This is a genomic window from Photorhabdus sp. RM322S (assembly GCF_042879395.1).
GTDB classification, from domain to species: Bacteria; Pseudomonadota; Gammaproteobacteria; order Enterobacterales; family Enterobacteriaceae; genus Photorhabdus; species Photorhabdus khanii.
On sequence record NZ_JBHFKW010000005.1, the window covers coordinates 175698 to 195065 of the forward strand.

Genomic DNA, 19368 nt, shown 5'->3' on the forward strand with positions numbered 1-19368 from the left:
GTTATCAAATTGATATATAGCTGCGGCTATACTAGCGCCATTGACCCCCCTAGTTCAACTGGTTTCACAACCAAAATTGTATTCTTATCGTTCTGTGATGTATCAAAATGTTTCAGATTTGCCATCCCTGGCTTTGGGATTGGAACGGACTATTGGGGATTCTCAGACTATGTAATACTCGCCAGTCACTACCAGTAAACGATGCACATTCAATATGCGCTGTCTCTCTTTCCAGTAGACGCCTGACTATGTTCATGTTTCTTGGATATTCACGTGGCATTGAATAATATTTACCTGCAAGCTTATGTTCTGCCGCTCGAAGAATGGGATAAACATCAGATATTGAACTAATCATCTCGACAGCATTTCTCCATAACATCAAGCTGCGAGCACGTTTTGCGACAGACTGACTTCCTGTCAGTCTGTTCTTTAATTCTTTTAAATCAGAGCCTTCAATTTTGAAATAATGCTTACCATGAGTAAAGCGATCATTATTTCGTTTGAAGTTTTGCTGGATGTTGTTGATTTCAGTTCCATACAACTCAGCAAGTAATTCAGTTGTGATAACTGGAATGCTGCTATGAATGATAGCCTGGAGGTTTTGAGCTGAAATTTGATTAACTAATGCGTTCATACAGTCACCTCACAATACGTATTATGCCATATGACAAATTGACTGTTTTTTGCTATGCTCATGGTGTCTATATTCCTTCTTCGGATTGGACAAATTGGAGGCCCTGACTACTCGCAATAGTTAGGGCTTCACTCTTTTGGGGGAGCAACAATATCATCTTGTTGTTCCTGTGAAATTAGTTGTTTTTGTTACAATATTTCAATCTATTGTTTTGCTTTGATATTTTCTTTCAAATTGCCTGATATTGGAATTTAACTATCCAGAAACTGGGAGTGTGTTCCCAACATTAGCCGTCCTTGGCCCTAAATCCTTAAGCTACTTCAACACCGTGGATCAAGTGTCTAAGTGCCTTGATGCCGTTCTCGTTATAGCGGAAAGCTTCAACCTGCTTATCTGAGTGAGCAGATTTATCAAGGAAGAATTTCCCATATTGTTCGGTTTTCAGATTGTGATTATTAGCAATCCGCCCGATTTTGTTAGCTGATAATTCCAGCATCTTCCCTACTTCACCAGCCGTATAATATTTCTCTTCCAGCACAGGGAGAGGAACCGCTTCAAAGCCGACAATAGGGTTAATGATATTTGCGGCTGCACACTGTTTTGATTCATTGCTTAAGTGAGGCATCAAATTAAACAGGTTGCTAACAGCATCCACTGACATTTTCAACGTTCTGGCTCGGCGATATTCAGGAAGCCCGCTGTTACTTTTCACTGGGACAGCTTGACCAGTTTCAAGTTCTCTCCAACGTTTTGTCATTTTGTGGCGCAACGGGACGCTATAACCAGTCATTAACGTCATGGTCAAATCATGATCCAAAAGTATTTCATGAATAACCACCCTACCATTGTATATCTTGCGCTTTATGGAAAGCTCTTTAGAATCATAATCATCCAGATTTGGATAATGCTTCCCAAGTGATTCCAGCATCATTTCGATATCTCTCACAATGTGGGAATGATTTTTCCCTGTTATTGTTGCTACCTCACGACTTGACATTTTAGTGACAACTACATTAGATACTGCTAAATTGGTATTAGTCATCAAAAACTCTCCGATGAGTTGGTTTCTGCTTTCAGAGCACCTGCAAGTACTCTGGAAAATTGATTCACCATTCGCTACAATGGCTGAGTCGTTTATCTCACGTAGTAAATGACACTCAGAGGCCCTGGTTGTTCGTGCAATTGGGGCTTCGTTATTTTCAGATCTCAATCTCACCTTTCTTCTCCATTTCATCAATCAACTTCAATCGATAAAGAACTTCCATCTGTTGGGTTCTCATATTTTTCTTTGCAGACTTCACGATCCCTTCTTTAATTTCACTCGGTATTCTCACCTGCATTGGTGGTATAACTTTACTTTCTGTATTCATCATGTATTCTCACTTTAGTTATGCTTTAACTTCATCATACTTCATTTTTCATCTTCGTCAACAATGAAAATGAAGTTTAAGAGATTTAAAATGAAAAAATATGAAATTAATGAAGGTTTTCATACGAGAATAGCTGTGGCTAGACATGAAAATTCATTAACACAAGCTGAACTTGCGGAATTATCTGGTGTTTCACAGCGGCAAATCGCGGCCTATGAAGGACATGAATCAAAACCTAGGCAAAATGTGTTAGCCAAACTAGCAAATGCACTAGACACAACAGAAGAATGGCTGGCGACTGGCAATGGAGAATCAGGTATAAAAAACATCCCTGGTTTTTCAAACAAAATAACCAAAATACCCATCATTCCGCTTGATAAGGTTATCGAGTGGCTTGTCAGTATGAGTCCTATTTATATAACTGACGAATTTTATCCAGCATGTTATGAAGTGAGTAATTTAGCTTTTGCTGTAAAAATAAATGATTCTGCCATGATTAAGCAAAATGAAAATAATGTAGCGTTTAAAGAGGATTCTCTTATTGTATTTGATCCCTTGATTGGTATAGAAGATCAAGATTACGTACTTGTAATGTCAAAAAGCGGAGAATGTGTCTTCAGACAATATTTTAAGGGCCTTAAAACATCTTCTTTAATGCCAAATGACAGTCGTTATCCAACAGAATTTATCGATAACGATGATGTGGATGAAAAAAAAATACTCATAGTGCCAGCAGTTGCATTTGAATCAAAACTTTCTGCGTTTAAAAGACTTGCCGAATTCTTTGATATTATTTAAACAATCTCATCATCAAAAAGCCCCATAAGGGGCTCTCTGCCTGATTGCAGCAAATCGAATATTTACAATTATTTACATTTATTCAAACAAGTTCAGCGGCAAATTGGGGTTATTTCTCATTTTTTTAATTAATTTCAGTACGTTATAGAGTTTTCTGCGGCAAGCTTCGCAATTTCCTCTAATACCTCTCGTTTAATGAGGTAATCCTTTGATTCTTGCACCAATACAGACAATGATTGACCAAAATCGCTTAGTTTGTGATTCCTGACCGCATCAAGCAAAACAGCAACAATCTCAGCATTTACAGACCGCTTATTGTCTGATGCCATGTTTTGCACCGCCTCTTTGAGATCTTGCGGCAAACGAATGTTTATCTGTGGTTCTGTGCGAGCCATGTTTACTTTCTCCAAAAACATATGTTGACATAGTAGCCACTAGCTACATGTTTTTCTGCCCATCTAAAACGTTTGGAGGAGGAAAGTTTTCTGTAATTTTATCTAATATATTCCTTAAGGTTTCCAAATCTTCCTTATTAAAAACATCAGGTCGCTCAGGATTATTTATAGCATCACTTAATATTTGTACAATTTCAGAATTCATAGATCTACCGTGTCTCTCAGCTCTCTCAGCTATTGCGTCTCGCATTCCTACGGGTAGGCGAACATTAAAACGCTCCATTTCTTGGCTTGGATATTTTTTCATGACCATATCTATTCACTCTTGCTCGAACGCATAATGATAAAATGATAGCACCAACTTGACATCATTTTAAATGGTGGTAAATTGGTTCTAGCACCAAATTGGTGTCACATTAATAAAAGGAGACCAAGATAGTGAAAGATTCATTATATACACAACGCTGTAGCGAGCACTTTACTTTACGTATGCCTGAAAGGGTTAAGTCAGCAATTCAGCAAAAAGCTTCGGAAGAGGGGTTATCTTTAAATTCCGCAATCATCCAGCGATTAGTTTGGAGCTTGAAAAATGATGAAAGAATGCAAGGGTAGTAAAAGCGAAACCCCAACGGCGGCAACCGTTGAGGCTTTTGGATCGTCAGTTTTTTACGAAGGAACTAACATGACAAGTATAGCAACAATTAACGTCCCATTCTACGGTGATGATCTTTATGTCGTTAATCACAACGGCGAACCATTCGTTCCAATGAAACCGATTATTGAAGGCATGGGTCTTGATTGGGCTTCTCAGTTTACTAAGCTTAAAAAGCGGTTTACTAAAGGTATTGCGGAAATCACAATACCTACAAAAGGCGGCTTTCAATCAATGACTTGCCTAGCATTGCGTAAATTAGCTGGCTGGTTAGCAACTATTAGCCCAAACAAAGTTAAACCTGAGATCCGTGAGAAAGTCATTCAGTACCAAGAAGAAAGTGATGATGTTCTTTATGAGTATTGGACCAAAGGACAGGTAACCAAAAAGGCAAAAACCACAACAGACGAACGCACCCCGTTACGTGATGCTGTGAACATGCTGGTGGGTAAACGCGGGATGATGTATCCAGAAGCTTATAGCTTCATCCACCAGCGTTTTAATGTCTCTCACATTGATCAATTGCCAGCGGAGAGGATTCCCGAAGCTATCGAGTACGTTCATAAGTTAGCTCTTGAAGGTGAATATTTAGGTAAAGAGGAACTACCTGCGTTAGAAATTAAACAACAAATATCCGATGACGACTTACAAACCCTCTGCTGGCTATGGCAACACTCAATCAATATGGCTCGCCATATGATCGATATAGAACCGCTACTTCAAGTGGCTGAACATAAGTTAGCTGCAACATATTATGAGTATCCTCGCAACTCTATCAGGTGTGCCAACAATGCAAGGCGGATACTGGAAAAGGCGACTGAGCACATTCAGATTAAACAGATTCAACTGGATAATTGGCGAGTATTGCACAGCCTCAGAATCCCTAACAGTCCGTTCTAATCCCCCAAGCCAAGGATGGCTTAATCAATAATTCACAGGGGCTGCTTAATTCAAACCGTCCAAATTTTGGCGTCAGTTCATCATATGAGCATTGTGCTACCAGAACTTTACTTGACCAATATACTCAGCAAAAGGCATTCCATCTTGTCCATACATATGACGCCCCAACTGAATATATTTATATTTTTCTTCTTGGCTGGCCTTCGATTCCTTAATGTTGTTAACATAAATCAGAAATCTTAGGTAATCTCCGCCATCACGTGGAATCTGTCCAATTTGGGATGCCATAGTCCCCAATGGCATTTCATTAGCATTAATGCCTAACTCTTTCCAAGAGTTAGCTTCAGGAACCCATAATCCCTGCCACTCTTCTTTGGCTATTTTGGGTAATTTATGCGCTGCTTTACACTCTATTCTTCCGTGCTGAGTAAGTACCTTTAGAGGGGTTCTAACCTGCATAGTTGCTGTAAACCGGTAGCCTCGCAGAATATCACCATTTATATCATTATCTAGTTCCTTGTCCCTCTTCTGCCTAGTTGCTAAATATTCAAACGGTGAAAATGATTGGACTATGTAGATCTTCGTTTCATCTTCACTATATTTCCCTGTATCCATTAACCATATGACAATTTTCTTGCTGGTTATTGCTTCAAGCATACGCTCATGTTCAAACGTCGATATTTTCACTTCATCTGATTTTTCATCATACGGACGAATATCAACTGGCGGCCCTAATACTTCTCTATTTCCATTTACTCCTGGGGTAGTTACTACACCTAAGTATTCCATCTGTTCAACAATTCTTGCTGCGCGGTTATATCCTATCCTAAACTGCCTCTGTACTCCTGATATAGAAACCCTGCGCGAATCCAAAACATACAAGATTGCTTTCTTAATTAAAGGATCGTAAGAATCATCAAAGTTCCACATTATTGCTTAACCTTATTCGAAATTTTCGGGATTTTTCTTACTTATTTTCAGTACAAGCTTTTTTATATGCCTCTTTCTGCATTTCTTTTACATTGTCAGCTACATTTTCACCAAGAATTACCGGGTTATTAATTACATCTCTCCCTCTTCCTAGTGACACTCTAACTGCAAAGCGTTTATTGCCAGAATAACCCCCAAGGCTATTTTTTGCGTTAACCAGCCCACAAACATACCCCTGAATTACATCATCCGCATGAATAGCATCAGGGTAAAATATAACATCAGAAAACTCTGCTGAATTTGGATCTTTAAGATTATCTTGAACAGATTGTTTAGCTTTGCTAATTGCATCACCCTCTGTTGGACTACACCCCGTCAACATCACCAAACCAGCACAAATAACAAATAACTTTCTCATCACACACCTCATTTCATTTAAGTGATGAGAGTTTAACCTTTATCGTTCGCAAATCAACGCAAAATCACGTCTATGTGATCTGGGTTTATCGTCAGGCTGATCGGATATCAGGGTACCGTTATTTTAGTTAAGCATTTATGCTGAATTATCTTTCCATACATTAGCTGATAGCTGATCATCAATAAGGATTTTATATGCTTGTTGTATCTTCATTTGAAGTCACTGAATCAGGAAGAAGAACTCAACCGTGGAATAAAACCGAAAACGCTATTCGTGATGGACAATACTATGATTTAAGGCAGAATCCTGAATTAATTGAAACCAGTCTAGAAGATTTTTACCCATATTCAGATCAGCCAGCAGTACAAACCTTCTACTCCATGCTTAAGTGGATAAACAGCAATGATAGTTGTCTTGAAAGCACTGATTGCTTGCTGTCAGGAGAACCAATCCAAAATGTCCGAGCCAAGCTTTTTTCGTGCTCCCATGAGATAACAGGTCGATTCGAATTTTTTATCAGAGAATATGAATTAAATACCTCCAAAGATACAATAGGTTGGGTTTACGACAAATTATCTCTTTATCTTCAAATAGAACGGCCCAATTTCCGTAAAGGTTCCTTCCGGATCGCTCCTCTCGTAACGGACTACATCACACCAGCCGGAGACAAGCTCAAGGGTTACCGTTTCTGTATCTATTTCCAAGCTTACGGGGATGGGATCGATGATACTTGGTTGTCGCTTAACACTGCGTTTAACGGTCTGTTCGAAACTCTCAAAAGGCTGAACTTCGAGATGTTTTCCGGGAGGGCTGAACCTCTGTATAAAGCTATCTAATTTAGTCATTTTGTTAACTCCAAAGAAAAAGCCAGCATTGGGCTGGCCTGTCTAAATATCAGGATTCAATAAATGATAGTTTAGGTTAAGTTAAGTGTTCGGCCAAATCTTAACCACAATAGAGGGGTGGCTGATTACCTCTATAAAAGGAAAGTATATGTCAAAATCACTAGACTTCTTCAAACCCATCAACGAACAACTTGAAGTAGTGATCCCTGAACTTTGGGAACACAAAGATATTATTGATACAGTACTTCCGTATTATCTGGCAGTGATTGCCAAAACGTCTAAAAACCCTGAAAAGTTCTTTAAATATAATATACAATCGCTCGACAAAATATTCGGACACGACAAAACCAAACGTGGGCCAAAAGACGATGCAATTGCAGAGTACGCTTACCTTTTGAGCGCTAAAGCGAAGGAAGTCTTTGATAAGCTTGATGACTTCTAAAGATGTAGCGCGGAACTAATCCGCGCTAATTTCGGGAACTCTTAAGGACCTCATTGTCTTCTCAGCAAAAACCATCGCCCGATCATTGAATTCTTTCAGAGTTATTTCATCCGTCACGAAATCCTCTGAATAGTCAAACGACACTTTCACACCATGTACATCGCTGACACCAGAAACGACAATTTTAGCCACCAAAGTATCAACTATAGATCCTCTGATACTGGCCTGTCCCTCTTTTGCCAACGCAAGTTTAGCTTGGTCAAATCTATTTGATTTATACGGCATAGAAACTTCAATATTCATACATCACCTCATAATATAAAAATGATTTAGTTAACGCCTATTAATAGCATTCCACAATGGGGAACCAGTTTTAGTTAGTTGCACTGTTATTGCTTTATCTATCGCACCGTTGATTTGCTTTGTAATACCGGACATATCAATAGAACCTGTATCAGCGCCTTTCTGTTGAGAACTTCCATCAATATAAACACTGGTTTGCACCGTAAGCCCACCAGCCGGAGCCATACCGTAACGTAGCGCTGGCTGTAATACTTGACTGCTTGGTGCTTGAGCACCACCGACATAACCACCGCTAGCATATCCTTGTGCACTGTGCATCATAGAGTACAGATTGCCAACACCAATACGATTTGTTGCCTCTTTTGTGAATACAAACTCTCCACCGTGAACAATGCCTCTCGGCTCGAACTTCCCACCGGGACCTGTGTAACCACCCTCTGATTTTCCAGGAAGAGAAAAACCCAAAGCGCTAGCACCCATCTCTATCGACTTAAATACGAGCATCTGGGTTATCTGCTTAAGGACCGATGTTGCAAAGTCTTTGAATCCAGCTTTGCCTGTTGTCAGAAAATCGCTAAACACATTCCCCATACCAACAAATGAATTTTGAGCAATGCTAGCTACGTTGCCGTAAACGTTAGTTGCCGTATCCTGATAATCAGCAAATCCTTTCTTAAAGCCTAATTCCCAATTACCACGAAGTTCATCCTCTTGTTTGTAGCGTTCTTCCTGCGCGGCTTTCATATTATCGAAATCGGGATTTTTGGAAGATAATTTAAGCTGCTCTCTTTCCCTATTTCTCTGCCCTTCCCTATCGCTAACGCCCGCACTACTCAATATTGAATTAGTGGCCGCTTCCTGCTGATCTATGAATTTAGCGGCCGTATCTCTCATCGAATTGAGTTGCTTTTGCTTTTCAATCTGATCGCCTATATTTGCCAGCTTTTCTTTTTCAGCAAGAATAGCTTCCTTACTCAAAAGAAGTGATTTTTCATCTTCTTTCAATTTCCGTGTTTTAGCCGCTTGCTCTAATATTGAAAATTTTGCTTGCTCTTCAAGCAATTGCTGACGCTGAGTACTGATAACATCGTTTACTGATTTGTGATCTTCCAGAACCTTTAATTGAGACTGTAAAATCAATAACTCCCTGCTTGCTGCCTCTTGCGCCTGCGTGCCCGCTGATATGTTATATCCTTTCTCTTTTGGTTTCTCATATCGTTTATTAATGGTATCAACGGCTATCTTGCGCTGCTCACCACTCCACTTATCAGGGGCTTTAGCTACTTCTCTCCAAAGCTCTTTTAGTGCCAATGCTCTTTTTTGTTGCCACGTCGCAGCCTCTTTTAAAATATCATTCTGATATATTAATGACTGGGTTCTGGCTTCATCAGCTTTTCTGGCTTTGTTTTGCGATTCAGAGTACCCATCTTGAGAACTGATGACAAATTCAAGTATCTTTTTTCGTTCCTCAAGTGCCGCTAACTCTCTTCCGGCTGCTCCGCCATCACCGATATTCCCCACCCCAAAAATACCAGGTCGTGATTTATCCTTTAGCTCATTAATGCGCTTGTTAACACTATTAAGTTCATCACCACTTGTACACTCCCTGCCAATATCAAAAGCAGCATCCCAGAATTCAGATAAGTACTTTTTACCAGCTTTAGCTGTTCTCTCAATTAACCCCATGCTATTAGCTACTTTCTCCGCCACTTGTTGTTGGCTTTGCCCGTAAACTTCAATAGCATATTTTCCAGCTAACTCTTTATCGCCTCTGCGCTCAAGTGAGGCAATATATTCATATTGAGACGATGTAAGGTAATGCAGGGACTTATTTAGCTCTTCTGATGCTTTAGTTGGAGAATCTTGCAAACGCTGGAACTGCTTAACTGTTTCATCGACCGATTGCCCTACGGCTTTCTCCATTTTCGCAGCAGTATTAGCAACCATTTCAACCGTGCCGCCAGTGAACGAGCCAGAACCCACGACTTTCGCTAGAACTCCAGCCATGTCGCCTTGAGTGATGCCGTTACCAGACATGGAGCGAGCTAATTGATTGAGTTGTGATGCTGTCTTGCCCGCATAGTTACCCGTCAAAATTAGCTGCTTGTTGTATTCAGTAAATTCCTCCGATCCCTTATATGCAGCTATGCCAATCGCTGTAATGGCTCCAGCAACACCAAGCAAAGCAGCGCCACGCAACGACATTAATTGATCAATTAACCCAGAACGGTTAGCCAGTGTAATACTAGAGCCACGCAAGGCCCCGAAATTCCCGCGCGCCAGCTCACCGATCATCACCCCAAGTTCTTTACGGGCTGCGGCGGTTTTCAGGCTAAAGTCATGTGTTGCATTACCGACTTTCGATAGTTTTTTAATATAAATATCAGCAGAAGAACTAACATTAAGTTGAGCGGCGCGATACTTTAATAGCTCCTGACGGCTCATGTTTTGCGTTGCTACTTCATCTCTTAGCTTTGCAAGAAATGCCTGTCTTTCTCTGTGCGCTCTTTCCGCTGCCGTTGTTGCAGCCCGCTCCTCTTGTGCTTGTTCTGCTAACGCTCTCTTTAGTCCCCTTGATGCTATTTCTGCGGCTTTCTTTTGTTCTGCCGCTCTCCTTTCCGCCTCTTCCTGTCTCTTGATTTGGGTTATCAAAGGGGTCATTTCCTTCGATATACCCAACTGTGCGGCTTTATACTCCAGCATCTGGGATTTTGAAGCACCGTACAAGAAAACTTGCTCGTGAAGCTTCTGAGCTAAATCACTACGGGCTTTACTTAATTTATCTGCATTAATCAGAGCTGCTTTGCCCGCTTCTGTTTCAGCCTGGGAAAATCGACCAAGCCGGATTTCTGTCGATGCTAATATTTTTTGGTAATCTTTATAATCATCATCAGGAACACCTCCCTTTTTCCATAACCAATCAAGACGCCGCTGAGTCTCATCTAATTTGTTAAGAGCCGCCGTTGCCGGACTAATTTTATTAATAAGCTTTTCCAACTCATCCTTTTGTGCTTTTAATGCCTTTGCGGATATTCTTTGTGAGTTTGTTCCGCTTTTAACCTGGTCATTAAACCCAGAGGATGCTTTGCTTGCTTTTTCAGCAACGGATTGAAATTTGTTTAGTTCCTGATTTCCGCGTTCCAAGTCAGCGGTGTTAACCCCGAGGGAAATCGTTGCTATATCAGACATGCTGGCCTCAAATGTAAAAAAACCGCACTTAAGCGGCTTAGAAATGAATGAAACGACGAGATAGCAATTAATAGCAGTGATAGGGCGCTTGAGAGCCATGCTCAACAACAAGAGATGGCGGGGATTACTCCCCGCCGTTGCTCTTACTTGGGTTCGTAATCCATGAAAACAGCAACCTCCGTTTGGCCGCTTCGGATGCGAACCTCACAGAGGTCCTTCCTCGTGACCAGCACAGCCGCTAAAGCGGCAATACAGATAACGATAATAGCGATAAGTACCGCTTTTTGCTGTTTCATGGTTAGCGTCTCCTTGCCTTTCGGCGTGTAAGAGGCTAATCTTATGTTGCGAAGCATTAGATGGGCCTCAAATTGATTGAAAGATCATTTGGGGCTTTCTTCTATCCGCTCCAGCACGCCAGAGACAGATAGTCTCAAGCGCCCGCCCAAAATATACCAAAGTGAAATATATATATCCATATTAATCATGCTGCTGGATAAATCAGTTTTAACTGTCCTTTTACTCCGAATGCTGACACACAACGAGCCTCAAAATCTTTGTAGTCAACACAGCCATTTGCCAGCATTGTTACGGCCTTCAATTGCTCTTCCACCAGCTTTAATGCTTCTGGCTTAAGATATTGATGGATTTTCTCTTTGCTGTCTTTAGCTGTCTCTTTCGCTTCGGTATAAACAACATCCGGCAATACAACTTGGTATACCCACTTAGAAGTGATCGCACCAAACAGTGATGGGGTGCCACCTACGTGACCAAAGTAAGGTAAGCCTGTCATTCTCGATAATGCCTGATAATAAGGCTCTTGGAACCGCTTTTCCCATGTCGTTGGCTCTTGATAGGTGAGCAGATTGATGATCTGATCTTCGGTCAGTGTTCGATTCTGTGATATCAACATATTTTTAATATGTCTATCACATGCCCTGGCAAATTTAGGAGAGAGCCAACGAGCAAACTCAATGACCAACTCAGGGTGAATCCAGGTACCACCGTAACGCCCTTTTTCTACGTTAACTAAAAGAGGAGAAATCTCCTCTTTAAAATTATACGCTTCAATATCAAGCTCTTGACCAACTTCTCTAATGTAATCCTTAGTTGAATCTAATTTCAGCCAGTCCTTGGTCAGCTTGCCAAAGTGTTTGGCTGCCATAGTTGCATTAGCCCAACATTCATTACTGAATGGGAACAATTGTTTTTCATACTCCATTGGGAAAATATTATTCATGGCTTATTACCTGTTCAAAAATGAACCCTTGTCACACAGGAATACCAGCCCCAGAAGGCAGCCAACCACTGGCAGTCCTCAAGGGTGCATTTGTGAAAAGGTTCTGGGTTTTATCGATTCGTGCGTGTGAAGCACATAAAAAACCCCGGCGAATGCCAGGGTGTTAGGTGTGGTTATTGAGTGCGCGTTCCATGCTATCGACTAAATCATCCATTACGGCATGCATTGCGTGTACATCATCAATCGTATACGTGCCATCCAACATGTCAGACCATTTAGCGAGCGGCGGACAGGCATCACCGGCCCCCGTGCAGGGACGCCAGAGAAACCAATTGATAATGGGGTTTAATGTCGCTGTTCCGCTTCTGCGCCGTTTTCGCTCCCTGCGCTGAGCTTCCAGAAAGGGCCAACATTCTCCCTCAGCACTTTACCCAGTAACACCAGGTAATTCTGTACTTCATCCTGGAAAAGGTTTTCAGCAACAGGTACTGTGTCAGCATCACGAACAATATTGCCATTCTTAATACAAAGCTCTTTTAGCCTGTTCAGTGAAGAGGCGTCTGCCGTAGCCAGACTGACAGCCAATCCCATTTCTGTAGAACCGTCACTCAAGGCTGGCAATATCCCCGCTTTGGCTGCGATTTGTAGCATTTCAAGCTGATCTTTCGCTGATGCTGTTGCGCCGCTAAAAATCGTGCCGTTAACGTCAACTTCAATTTTTCTGCCCATGAATTAGGTTTCCTCTGAATCTGCAAATTCGAATATAAATTGTTCATCACTGACACCGGTTTTACCGGCGCGGGTTGTCGAGCCCCGATTAACTAAAATTCCATCAAATCCAAGAATGGTTTCCGCCGTTCCTGTTTGAAAAAACGAGAATGTGGCATCTACCTTGGTTTTTTCTACGGCAATGATTTGACGGGCTTGTTCGGAGCCGGGAATTAAATTTATCGTCAGACGTTTAGGCCGGGTTGGGTTATCAAGACGTACTGATGTTTTACCAATACCCCGTTTTAAAGTTGCTCGCGGCTCAAGGTCTTCAATCGTGATCGGCGGGTCGGTATCACCAAAATCATCAATGGGGATGCCGAATACAGTCAGATTAGCGCCATCTGCGCCGTATCTGTTCATCATAAGTGTTACTCCACGTTGATATTAATTTCAGCCACATGACCGGCGCGGGCCAGAATGACAAGAAGAGAAGTAGGAGGATATTGACGTTGTTTTCGCTGCGCTGATGTCAAATTGAGTACGTCTTCGGGCTTAGAACGGAGTACAAAACCAAACTGCGCCACTTTCGTTTTACCCTCGTCGGGATCAATATATGAACCCGCGCCTAGTACACCGTTGTTATAGAATCGCTTACACGTGTCTGTAATGATTGTCAGTAGCCCGGCATAATCGCGTGGTGTTAATGCTCGTTTAGAACCCGCTCCGGCAATGTAGTTATAACCATCCACTTGAATATAGTTTTTCAGTACATCCAGATTGACAACATCATCAATGAACTCGCCGTATGACGACATGGATTTACTGTTAATTACCCGGCTGTTATCTGTCTGACCTGTTAATTCAATTTGGGTAAAAAAGACACTATTTTTGGCTTTCAATGCGTTATATGCACTGGTTTTTAAATCATCACCAATCACGCCAGGCAACACCTGAAACTCTCCGGTAATAGCGGTGTTAATGCCTGCTGGACGGAATTTATGAAATGCCGCGGCTAGCTGGATCATGGCATACGCCTGTGTCGGGTCTGTCTTCACTGATGACGGGGATTTATAACCGGCAAACACATGCCTGTTACCTTTGCTTTTTAGTACTGATATCACGTCATCTTTAATATTCGGGTCAACGATCCCGTCATCAGTGAACGTTAACCAGACCGGATGACCGTTTGCATCTGCCCAGTCAGCGATTTCAATCACCGACTCTTTGGTAACATCAGCATTTTTAAAGAAGTAGTGATATCGCCATAATGCATCTGCCGCACTATTCATGTTTTCCACCAGCGATTCGGTCGGGGTTTTCATCCACACGGTAATCTGCGGGGGTTTCGGAATATTGGCAAAATAGCGGGTGGCAATACGATAAATATCACTGTCAGTTTTAAAATCTGCCGCAATACCTGACGTTGAACTGTAATCGCGAAATGTGCCCGCTTCGAATTTAACCTTATCAACTAAATCCGTTGCATCGGCAAATATCAGCGCACTTGAAAAATCTGCGTACCCAAGCCCTGCGGGGGTAAGTAGCAGATTGACAGGAATAATATTGTCTACAGAATAAGACATGAGAATTCTTACCTCTCATCATTAATTTCAATTTTGAATCCAGCCGCCCGCAACAGGGAGTAGGATACGGTTTGTTCGATAAACAGATGAATGTCTGCTTGCCAGCGGGGTTGGATGCCAGCCTGCAATATTCCTGTCAAATTTCGGCAATGACTCACGTAGCGCCAGGCTATTTTGTTGCGATATAAGAATTCGCTGACCGGAGTCTGGAAATTGGCGTTATGCAACCGCATGATCGCACTATCCGCACCTTCATTGAGAAAATTCACTGACACAATGAATTCCATTGATGTATAAGCAACTTCTTGCAAATCTTGCCAGTTATTTCCTAATGATGGTTCAAACTCCTCAACAGCCGGTATAAATGCCCGTTTACGTCTTGTTTGCCCGTATGCGCGGATAGGAATAGGTTTATAGGTGACATATAATGACTTTGGCGGCGCTCTGCCTTGATCGGCCAAAATCACCGTCTCAACACCGGAAGCCATTCTTAATAGTGATTGAAATATGCTATGTAATTCTTCCAGGGTTTCCATTATCCCGTCCCCCGATACCGTTCAACAACCGCACGGCAAAAATTACGCCACGGTCGATTGTCACAAGACAGAACGCGCCATTTGCGCATTGCCAATCCGTCGCTAAATTCCAACATATCGCTGAATTTTCCTTCATCATCAGACCAGAGGTAATTAACACCGTCATTGATATGCACCGAACGTACATCTTGTGGGTTTGATGTCCCTCCCATGCCGATTAAAGTTTGAATATCCTTCCACGACGCGGGCTGAACGTTAACAAGAGTGAGTGTGATTATTTCAGGCTCTCCTTCCTGCCATGTCCCGCCCGGCCCGGTGTAATTACCCTTTGCGGCACGGATAAGCCTCACACCACCAGCAACAGGAGAATTGAATGTTGAATCAATATGCCCCTGCATATCTAAGCCATTGCCGAACATGATTAATCCTCGACAACATGGGTGATAGCAGCACGTAAAATTCCTTGATCGATCAATGGAGTTGATGAACCTTTGGCTCTCACTGTTGATTCTGCGTTTGCTGGTTCAATACCGGCTGAAATGGCTTCTTTGCAATACCCAGCCGCTTTTGCACCAATCTGATCTAACATCTGGAATGCAGTAATATCTCCGCGAGTGACTTGTTTGGTCAGTTTCATAAAAGCTTTCTTGATGTTGCCCTGGTTCTGCCGAAGCGGGACACGAAGAAATGAGCGTTCAGGAATGTTGATTGTGTGAGGCCCAGTGACGCCAATTTGACGTAATCCTTGCCCATTTTTCAAAAAACGAACTCTCCCATCCCTGGCAGATTCTTCATCCTTATATCCGTAACTCGTACCGCCCGGATGTTGAATAGTCGCACCAAATTCATGAGCAGCACCAATCACAACTAAAGGCGTACCATCCTGTTCACCAGAACCAGCGGGTAATCCCACCAGCACCCGCCGTTTAGATGTCACTCGATCATGGATTTGGCGCAACTTCTGCGCCAGTTTATTTCCGCCCCGGACTTCTGCATTCAGCTTCATATCATCATCCCCCCGGTTCCCGCACGACGCCTTAAGCGAAGGAATTCAAGGCCGTAAGAAGTTAGCGGAAGGTTGCCATTAATAATGAGATCATCAGATGTGACAGAAGGAACAGCAAACGAGGTGGATTCATCACCAACCGATTTGGATGAAATGGCATAAGCCGCCCCAACATCTCCAGCTATAGCACGCTTGCGCATCACCAACTGATGAGCTGCAAAGGCAAACATACCCCGCTTTTTAATAGACGCAGGGCGGGCATTATATTTCAACCAACGTTTACCCGTTTCTGAATCCCCTTCCTCCAGTGCTTGCATGACATTGCTATCCGACCACAATGTTACGTCACTGAATTCCGGGTAATATTTCCGAAAATCCGCCACGATTTGCGCTGTAATATCCACTGTACCCCCTGAAAGTAAAAACCCGTCAATCTGACGGGTTATCGGCATTTTCTGACCGTGACGCTTGCTCTATCTCTTCTCGTTTTTCAGCAATGGCTTTCTGCAACGCTGCGGCTTTTGCTGCTGACGGTGCTTTCTTACCCATTAAAGTTTCATACTCTTCACGCAGTGCGCCAATATCTTTGTCATCAGTATCAGCGCCAGGGATATCCAATATCTCTACACGCATCATTCCAGCCTGATGAAATAAGTGATCGACGAAATTACCCTCTACAAGAACAGAATGACCGACCGCTATCGTGACACGTTTACCACTTGCATCTGTCACTGTTAGCGGAGACGTGTGCAAGTTAGTTAACTCGTTCATCATTACACCCCATCAACATAGTGCCCGGCTTTAGGAATGCGCCATTCCGTACCACCGGTACGCAAAAGCGCAGGAACTTTGAAGTTGATGTTGTCGGCGGTTGCAGGGGCAAGAAAGCGCATCGGCATCACATCATGGCCTTTAACAACACGTCGATCCTTTTTGTACACAGCCATGCGATCCTTACTGCCTGTACCTATCCCTTTCAGCAGGATGTCATCATCAAAATCCATATCCCGGAAATTGGTGCGCAAAAACTCAAGCAATGTAACATTTGATGCGTTCTGTGTTGATAACAGCGTACGCATCAGCAACTGAAATTGTTCAGGTGGTAGCAAAAAAGTATTTGGGCGATGAACTGTCAAAGTATTGTCTAAATATACCTGGCTATAAGCCGCACCGAAGAAGTCAATAATTTGCTGCGTTCCCTTAGTTGGGATATCAGCAACTAATGCCTGAAGTGTGGCTTTTGCTGCCTCTGTTGACACATTTTTGCTGGTGTAAAGACCTTCGCCAATATCATCATGCCCAAGCAGATAGATCTTGTTCAGACCCTGCTCTACAACATCACGCACAGCTTGCCCGCGTTCGGCGTCAAGACTGACATTGTTCTGCATGGCGAAACCGATTTCCTCCAGCGTATAGGTATAACCCAACGCCGCCATTTTGATCTCTTGAAAGCCCTGACTCATCGCAATGTCTACAGTCGGTACATCAGTAGAATTGGGTCCAAAGACTTGCAATTCACCGCGTGCATCTATCGAGCGGAAAGCCACGACTTTTACCCAGTCCGGGGCGCTGTCATCAAGGGGTAACAGCGTATTGTATTTGAACTGCGGGTATTCCATACGATAAATTTCTGATTCAATATACGCCGCTTGCTGAACCAAAAAAGATAATGCAGCCGTAGGGCTGACGTCAAAAACACTTCTTTTCATGAATTATTTCCCTTCTACATCGACATTCAGAATGCCATCAACGCGAATTTCACCCATTCCACCGGCTTTTACGCTATCTACCCACTTCACTTGGTTTAACACCAGTAGACCGGCTCCCATTCCCGTAGTCAGACGGCCTTGATCTGCGCCTTCTTTCAAAATGACACTGACCACTTGTCCCGCTTCGGCACCGTTAACACAAAGTACCTTCATTGGCCCACGATGTAGCACAGACGCGATATGATTGACGTCATAGCCCACTGAATAATTTGGCGGGTTTGTCGACATGCTGTTACTAAATTCCGCCAGTGTGCGAATAGTGAACCCGATAACTTGATCGGCTGTGGTTGTTGCAGAGACCGGGGCACATGAACGCTCTTTAGTACCGCGCACTACAGCACGGCCAAATGGGATCAAGCCAGTTTCAACGCGGCGAGAGACCGCCTCATAAACATCAATCGTTGAAACCTGTCCTTCATACGCCTTACCGCGAAACAGCGTAAAATCGCTTTGAGCAATAGCCATTATTTTTTCTCCGGTTGTTTACCATAACGTTTATCCATCCACTCTTGACGCGCACTATCGCGCACAGACTGGGCGTCAGTTGTCTTTGTCTTGCGCATATCACGGCTAAAATTTCTCAGCGAATCATTAGCCTGTTGTTTTTCTTCCTCGGTCTCTTCGTCATCTTCATTTTCCCGACGCTCTTCTTCTGCATCAAAATAAGCAGAAACATAAGTGTCTGGGGCTTTGTCCCAGTTATCGTATTTGCGGCATTTGATACCGGCCTTATCCAGCGCCGCCCGTTTGATTTTGAGCGGGTCAGTGGAATCACAGGTAAATTCTGTACCTGCAATCTTTACCGCCGCATCACGCGCCGACACCAATTCAGAGATGCGCTTAGAGATAGAGTCCTCTGAGGTTTTTTCCTTCAATTCCTCAATTTCTTCGTCCTTAGCATCAGCCTTGGCCTCAGCTTCTTCTTTTTTCTCTTCGGCTTCATCCTTTGCGGCTTCTGCCTTTTCCTTTTCTTCCTCAGCGTCTTTCACACGTTTTTTCAGTTGGTCAATCGTGGTTTGGATTAACTGCTGAGTCGCTTCATCAGCTACTTCCACGCGGACGCCTGAGTCCAATACAACTTTAAACATGGGTTTTACTCCCGTTGGTTTTTGGTCAAATAAACGCGCCAAGTTCCCAGCCCTTGCCTGGTCACATAACGCTATGTGATTGATTGAGATATTGCGTTGAATAAATTCGTAGGGGATTCCATCCGGTGCAACACCTGATAATTCTTCATATTCTGAGGTGTAGCCTGCCGACAACTCCCCCTTTCCTTTATTGATAGTGTCGATGGCGTACTGGTCTTTAATTAGCAAATCAACAACAACATAATCGCCGTCCTGCTTTCCCGGTGAGGTCGCATGTCCCGCTGTCACTTCCTTGAACGTGGTTGAGTCCACCAAATCGTTAGGGTGATCAACAGTGACATCCACATTGTCATAACTTTCCAAACTGTCCGGCGAAAACACCTCTTCCGGTGGACGGTAAACATTAACAATTTGACCGGGTGACCTGTCCGTTAATCCCAGCTCAGACGCCAAATACTGCTGAACACCGACGCGAGCAGCCCGCCCGGGGACTTTTAAGTAGCCCTCAGGAGTGATTTCACGCTGAGAAGTAACGGGGTAGGACACGCGGTCTATTACAGTG

The 19368-nt window shown here is 43.0% G+C and carries 25 protein-coding genes and 2 pseudogenes; 5 read left to right on the top strand and 22 right to left on the bottom strand.

Annotated features, from left to right (window positions below):
• Positions 1–112: 112 nt before the first annotated feature.
• The 3 genes from ACGF63_RS05250 to ACGF63_RS05260 all read right to left on the bottom strand — a co-directional run bounded on the left by ACGF63_RS05250 (position 113) and on the right by ACGF63_RS05260 (position 2007).
• Entirely contained in the window at positions 113–634 is a 522-nt protein-coding gene (locus ACGF63_RS05250) for a P22AR C-terminal domain-containing protein (RefSeq protein ID WP_387629243.1), read from the bottom strand.
• A 310-nt stretch (positions 635–944) separates the two neighbouring features.
• Positions 945–1676, bottom strand: coding sequence for a Rha family transcriptional regulator (locus ACGF63_RS05255; RefSeq protein WP_387629245.1), 732 nt, complete (start codon positions 1674–1676; stop codon positions 945–947).
• Positions 1677–1833: 157 nt separating this feature from the next.
• Entirely contained in the window at positions 1834–2007 is a 174-nt protein-coding gene (locus tag ACGF63_RS05260; protein WP_387629248.1) for a hypothetical protein, read from the bottom strand.
• A gap of 87 nt (positions 2008–2094) precedes the next feature.
• Here ACGF63_RS05260 and ACGF63_RS05265 point away from each other — a divergent pair, with 87 nt between their 5' ends.
• Complete coding sequence (locus ACGF63_RS05265; RefSeq protein WP_387629251.1) at positions 2095–2802, top strand: helix-turn-helix domain-containing protein; 708 nt, start codon at positions 2095–2097, stop codon at positions 2800–2802.
• A 134-nt stretch (positions 2803–2936) separates the two neighbouring features.
• Here ACGF63_RS05265 and ACGF63_RS05270 read toward each other — a convergent pair whose 3' ends face one another.
• Entirely contained in the window at positions 2937–3197 is a 261-nt protein-coding gene (locus ACGF63_RS05270; RefSeq protein WP_387629254.1) for an Arc family DNA-binding protein, read from the bottom strand.
• Between the two features lie 166 nt (positions 3198–3363).
• Positions 3364–3504, bottom strand: a pseudogene (locus ACGF63_RS05275) (Arc family DNA-binding protein); the annotation flags it as partial.
• A 131-nt stretch (positions 3505–3635) separates the two neighbouring features.
• Between ACGF63_RS05275 and ACGF63_RS05280 the strand changes: the two are divergent.
• Both ACGF63_RS05280 and ACGF63_RS05285 read left to right on the top strand, forming a co-directional pair.
• On the top strand, positions 3636–3809 hold the full coding sequence (locus ACGF63_RS05280) for an Arc family DNA-binding protein (protein WP_112879471.1): 174 nt from the start codon (positions 3636–3638) through the stop codon (positions 3807–3809).
• A 70-nt stretch (positions 3810–3879) separates the two neighbouring features.
• Positions 3880–4749: a phage antirepressor N-terminal domain-containing protein gene (locus tag ACGF63_RS05285; protein WP_387629334.1), complete on the top strand. Its 870-nt coding sequence runs from the start codon at positions 3880–3882 to the stop codon at positions 4747–4749.
• Positions 4750–5472: 723 nt separating this feature from the next.
• Here the strand turns inward: ACGF63_RS05285 and ACGF63_RS05290 are convergent.
• Together ACGF63_RS05290 and ACGF63_RS05295 are read right to left on the bottom strand one after the other, a co-directional pair.
• Positions 5473–5667: pseudogene (locus ACGF63_RS05290) on the bottom strand (DNA translocase FtsK); the annotation flags it as partial.
• A gap of 49 nt (positions 5668–5716) precedes the next feature.
• Positions 5717–6097, bottom strand: coding sequence for a hypothetical protein (locus tag ACGF63_RS05295; protein WP_132348413.1), 381 nt, complete (start codon positions 6095–6097; stop codon positions 5717–5719).
• A gap of 194 nt (positions 6098–6291) precedes the next feature.
• On the opposite strand from ACGF63_RS05295, the gene ACGF63_RS05300 reads away from it, so the two are divergent.
• Both ACGF63_RS05300 and ACGF63_RS05305 read left to right on the top strand, forming a co-directional pair.
• Positions 6292–6933 (top strand): hypothetical protein, encoded by a 642-nt coding sequence (locus ACGF63_RS05300; protein WP_387629258.1) that lies wholly within the window; start codon positions 6292–6294, stop codon positions 6931–6933.
• Between the two features lie 157 nt (positions 6934–7090).
• Complete coding sequence (locus ACGF63_RS05305; RefSeq protein ID WP_387629261.1) at positions 7091–7384, top strand: hypothetical protein; 294 nt, start codon at positions 7091–7093, stop codon at positions 7382–7384.
• Between the two features lie 15 nt (positions 7385–7399).
• On the opposite strand, the gene ACGF63_RS05310 is transcribed toward ACGF63_RS05305, so the two are convergent.
• From ACGF63_RS05310 to ACGF63_RS05380, 15 genes are all read right to left on the bottom strand, one after another.
• Entirely contained in the window at positions 7400–7687 is a 288-nt protein-coding gene (locus ACGF63_RS05310; protein WP_387629263.1) for a hypothetical protein, read from the bottom strand.
• Between the two features lie 30 nt (positions 7688–7717).
• Positions 7718–10876 (bottom strand): phage tail tape measure protein, encoded by a 3159-nt coding sequence (locus ACGF63_RS05315; protein ID WP_387629266.1) that lies wholly within the window; start codon positions 10874–10876, stop codon positions 7718–7720.
• Between the two features lie 143 nt (positions 10877–11019).
• Complete coding sequence (locus ACGF63_RS05320; protein WP_036849486.1) at positions 11020–11172, bottom strand: Hok/Gef family protein; 153 nt, start codon at positions 11170–11172, stop codon at positions 11020–11022.
• Between the two features lie 185 nt (positions 11173–11357).
• Positions 11358–12113 (bottom strand): KilA-N domain-containing protein, encoded by a 756-nt coding sequence (locus ACGF63_RS05325; protein ID WP_387629268.1) that lies wholly within the window; start codon positions 12111–12113, stop codon positions 11358–11360.
• 345 nt (positions 12114–12458) lie between these two features.
• Positions 12459–12842, bottom strand: coding sequence for a hypothetical protein (locus tag ACGF63_RS05330; RefSeq protein WP_387629271.1), 384 nt, complete (start codon positions 12840–12842; stop codon positions 12459–12461).
• Positions 12843–12845: 3 nt separating this feature from the next.
• The gene (locus ACGF63_RS05335) at positions 12846–13247 is read right to left on the bottom strand and encodes a hypothetical protein (RefSeq protein WP_387629274.1); all 402 of its coding nucleotides are present in this window, start codon (positions 13245–13247) and stop codon (positions 12846–12848) included.
• Positions 13248–13252: 5 nt separating this feature from the next.
• A complete protein-coding gene (locus ACGF63_RS05340) occupies positions 13253–14407 on the bottom strand; it encodes a DUF3383 family protein (protein ID WP_387629276.1) in 1155 nt (384 codons plus the stop codon).
• Positions 14408–14415: 8 nt separating this feature from the next.
• On the bottom strand, positions 14416–14943 hold the full coding sequence (locus ACGF63_RS05345) for an LIC_12616 family protein (RefSeq protein WP_387629279.1): 528 nt from the start codon (positions 14941–14943) through the stop codon (positions 14416–14418).
• The gene (locus ACGF63_RS05350) at positions 14943–15362 is read right to left on the bottom strand and encodes a hypothetical protein (RefSeq protein ID WP_387629281.1); all 420 of its coding nucleotides are present in this window, start codon (positions 15360–15362) and stop codon (positions 14943–14945) included. Before ACGF63_RS05350 ends, ACGF63_RS05345 begins: the two co-directional genes overlap by 1 nt.
• A gap of 2 nt (positions 15363–15364) precedes the next feature.
• The gene (locus tag ACGF63_RS05355; protein WP_387629284.1) at positions 15365–15949 is read right to left on the bottom strand and encodes a hypothetical protein; all 585 of its coding nucleotides are present in this window, start codon (positions 15947–15949) and stop codon (positions 15365–15367) included.
• Positions 15946–16401: a DUF4054 domain-containing protein gene (locus ACGF63_RS05360; RefSeq protein WP_387629286.1), complete on the bottom strand. Its 456-nt coding sequence runs from the start codon at positions 16399–16401 to the stop codon at positions 15946–15948. Before ACGF63_RS05360 ends, ACGF63_RS05355 begins: the two co-directional genes overlap by 4 nt.
• Positions 16379–16723: a hypothetical protein gene (locus tag ACGF63_RS05365; protein WP_387629289.1), complete on the bottom strand. Its 345-nt coding sequence runs from the start codon at positions 16721–16723 to the stop codon at positions 16379–16381. Before ACGF63_RS05365 ends, ACGF63_RS05360 begins: the two co-directional genes overlap by 23 nt.
• A complete protein-coding gene (locus tag ACGF63_RS05370) occupies positions 16723–17658 on the bottom strand; it encodes a DUF2184 domain-containing protein (RefSeq protein ID WP_387629291.1) in 936 nt (311 codons plus the stop codon). Before ACGF63_RS05370 ends, ACGF63_RS05365 begins: the two co-directional genes overlap by 1 nt.
• 3 nt (positions 17659–17661) lie before the next feature.
• Positions 17662–18183, bottom strand: coding sequence for a hypothetical protein (locus tag ACGF63_RS05375; RefSeq protein WP_387629294.1), 522 nt, complete (start codon positions 18181–18183; stop codon positions 17662–17664).
• Positions 18183–19352: a DUF2213 domain-containing protein gene (locus tag ACGF63_RS05380; protein WP_387629297.1), complete on the bottom strand. Its 1170-nt coding sequence runs from the start codon at positions 19350–19352 to the stop codon at positions 18183–18185. Before ACGF63_RS05380 ends, ACGF63_RS05375 begins: the two co-directional genes overlap by 1 nt.
• Between the last annotated feature and the right edge of the window lie 16 nt (positions 19353–19368).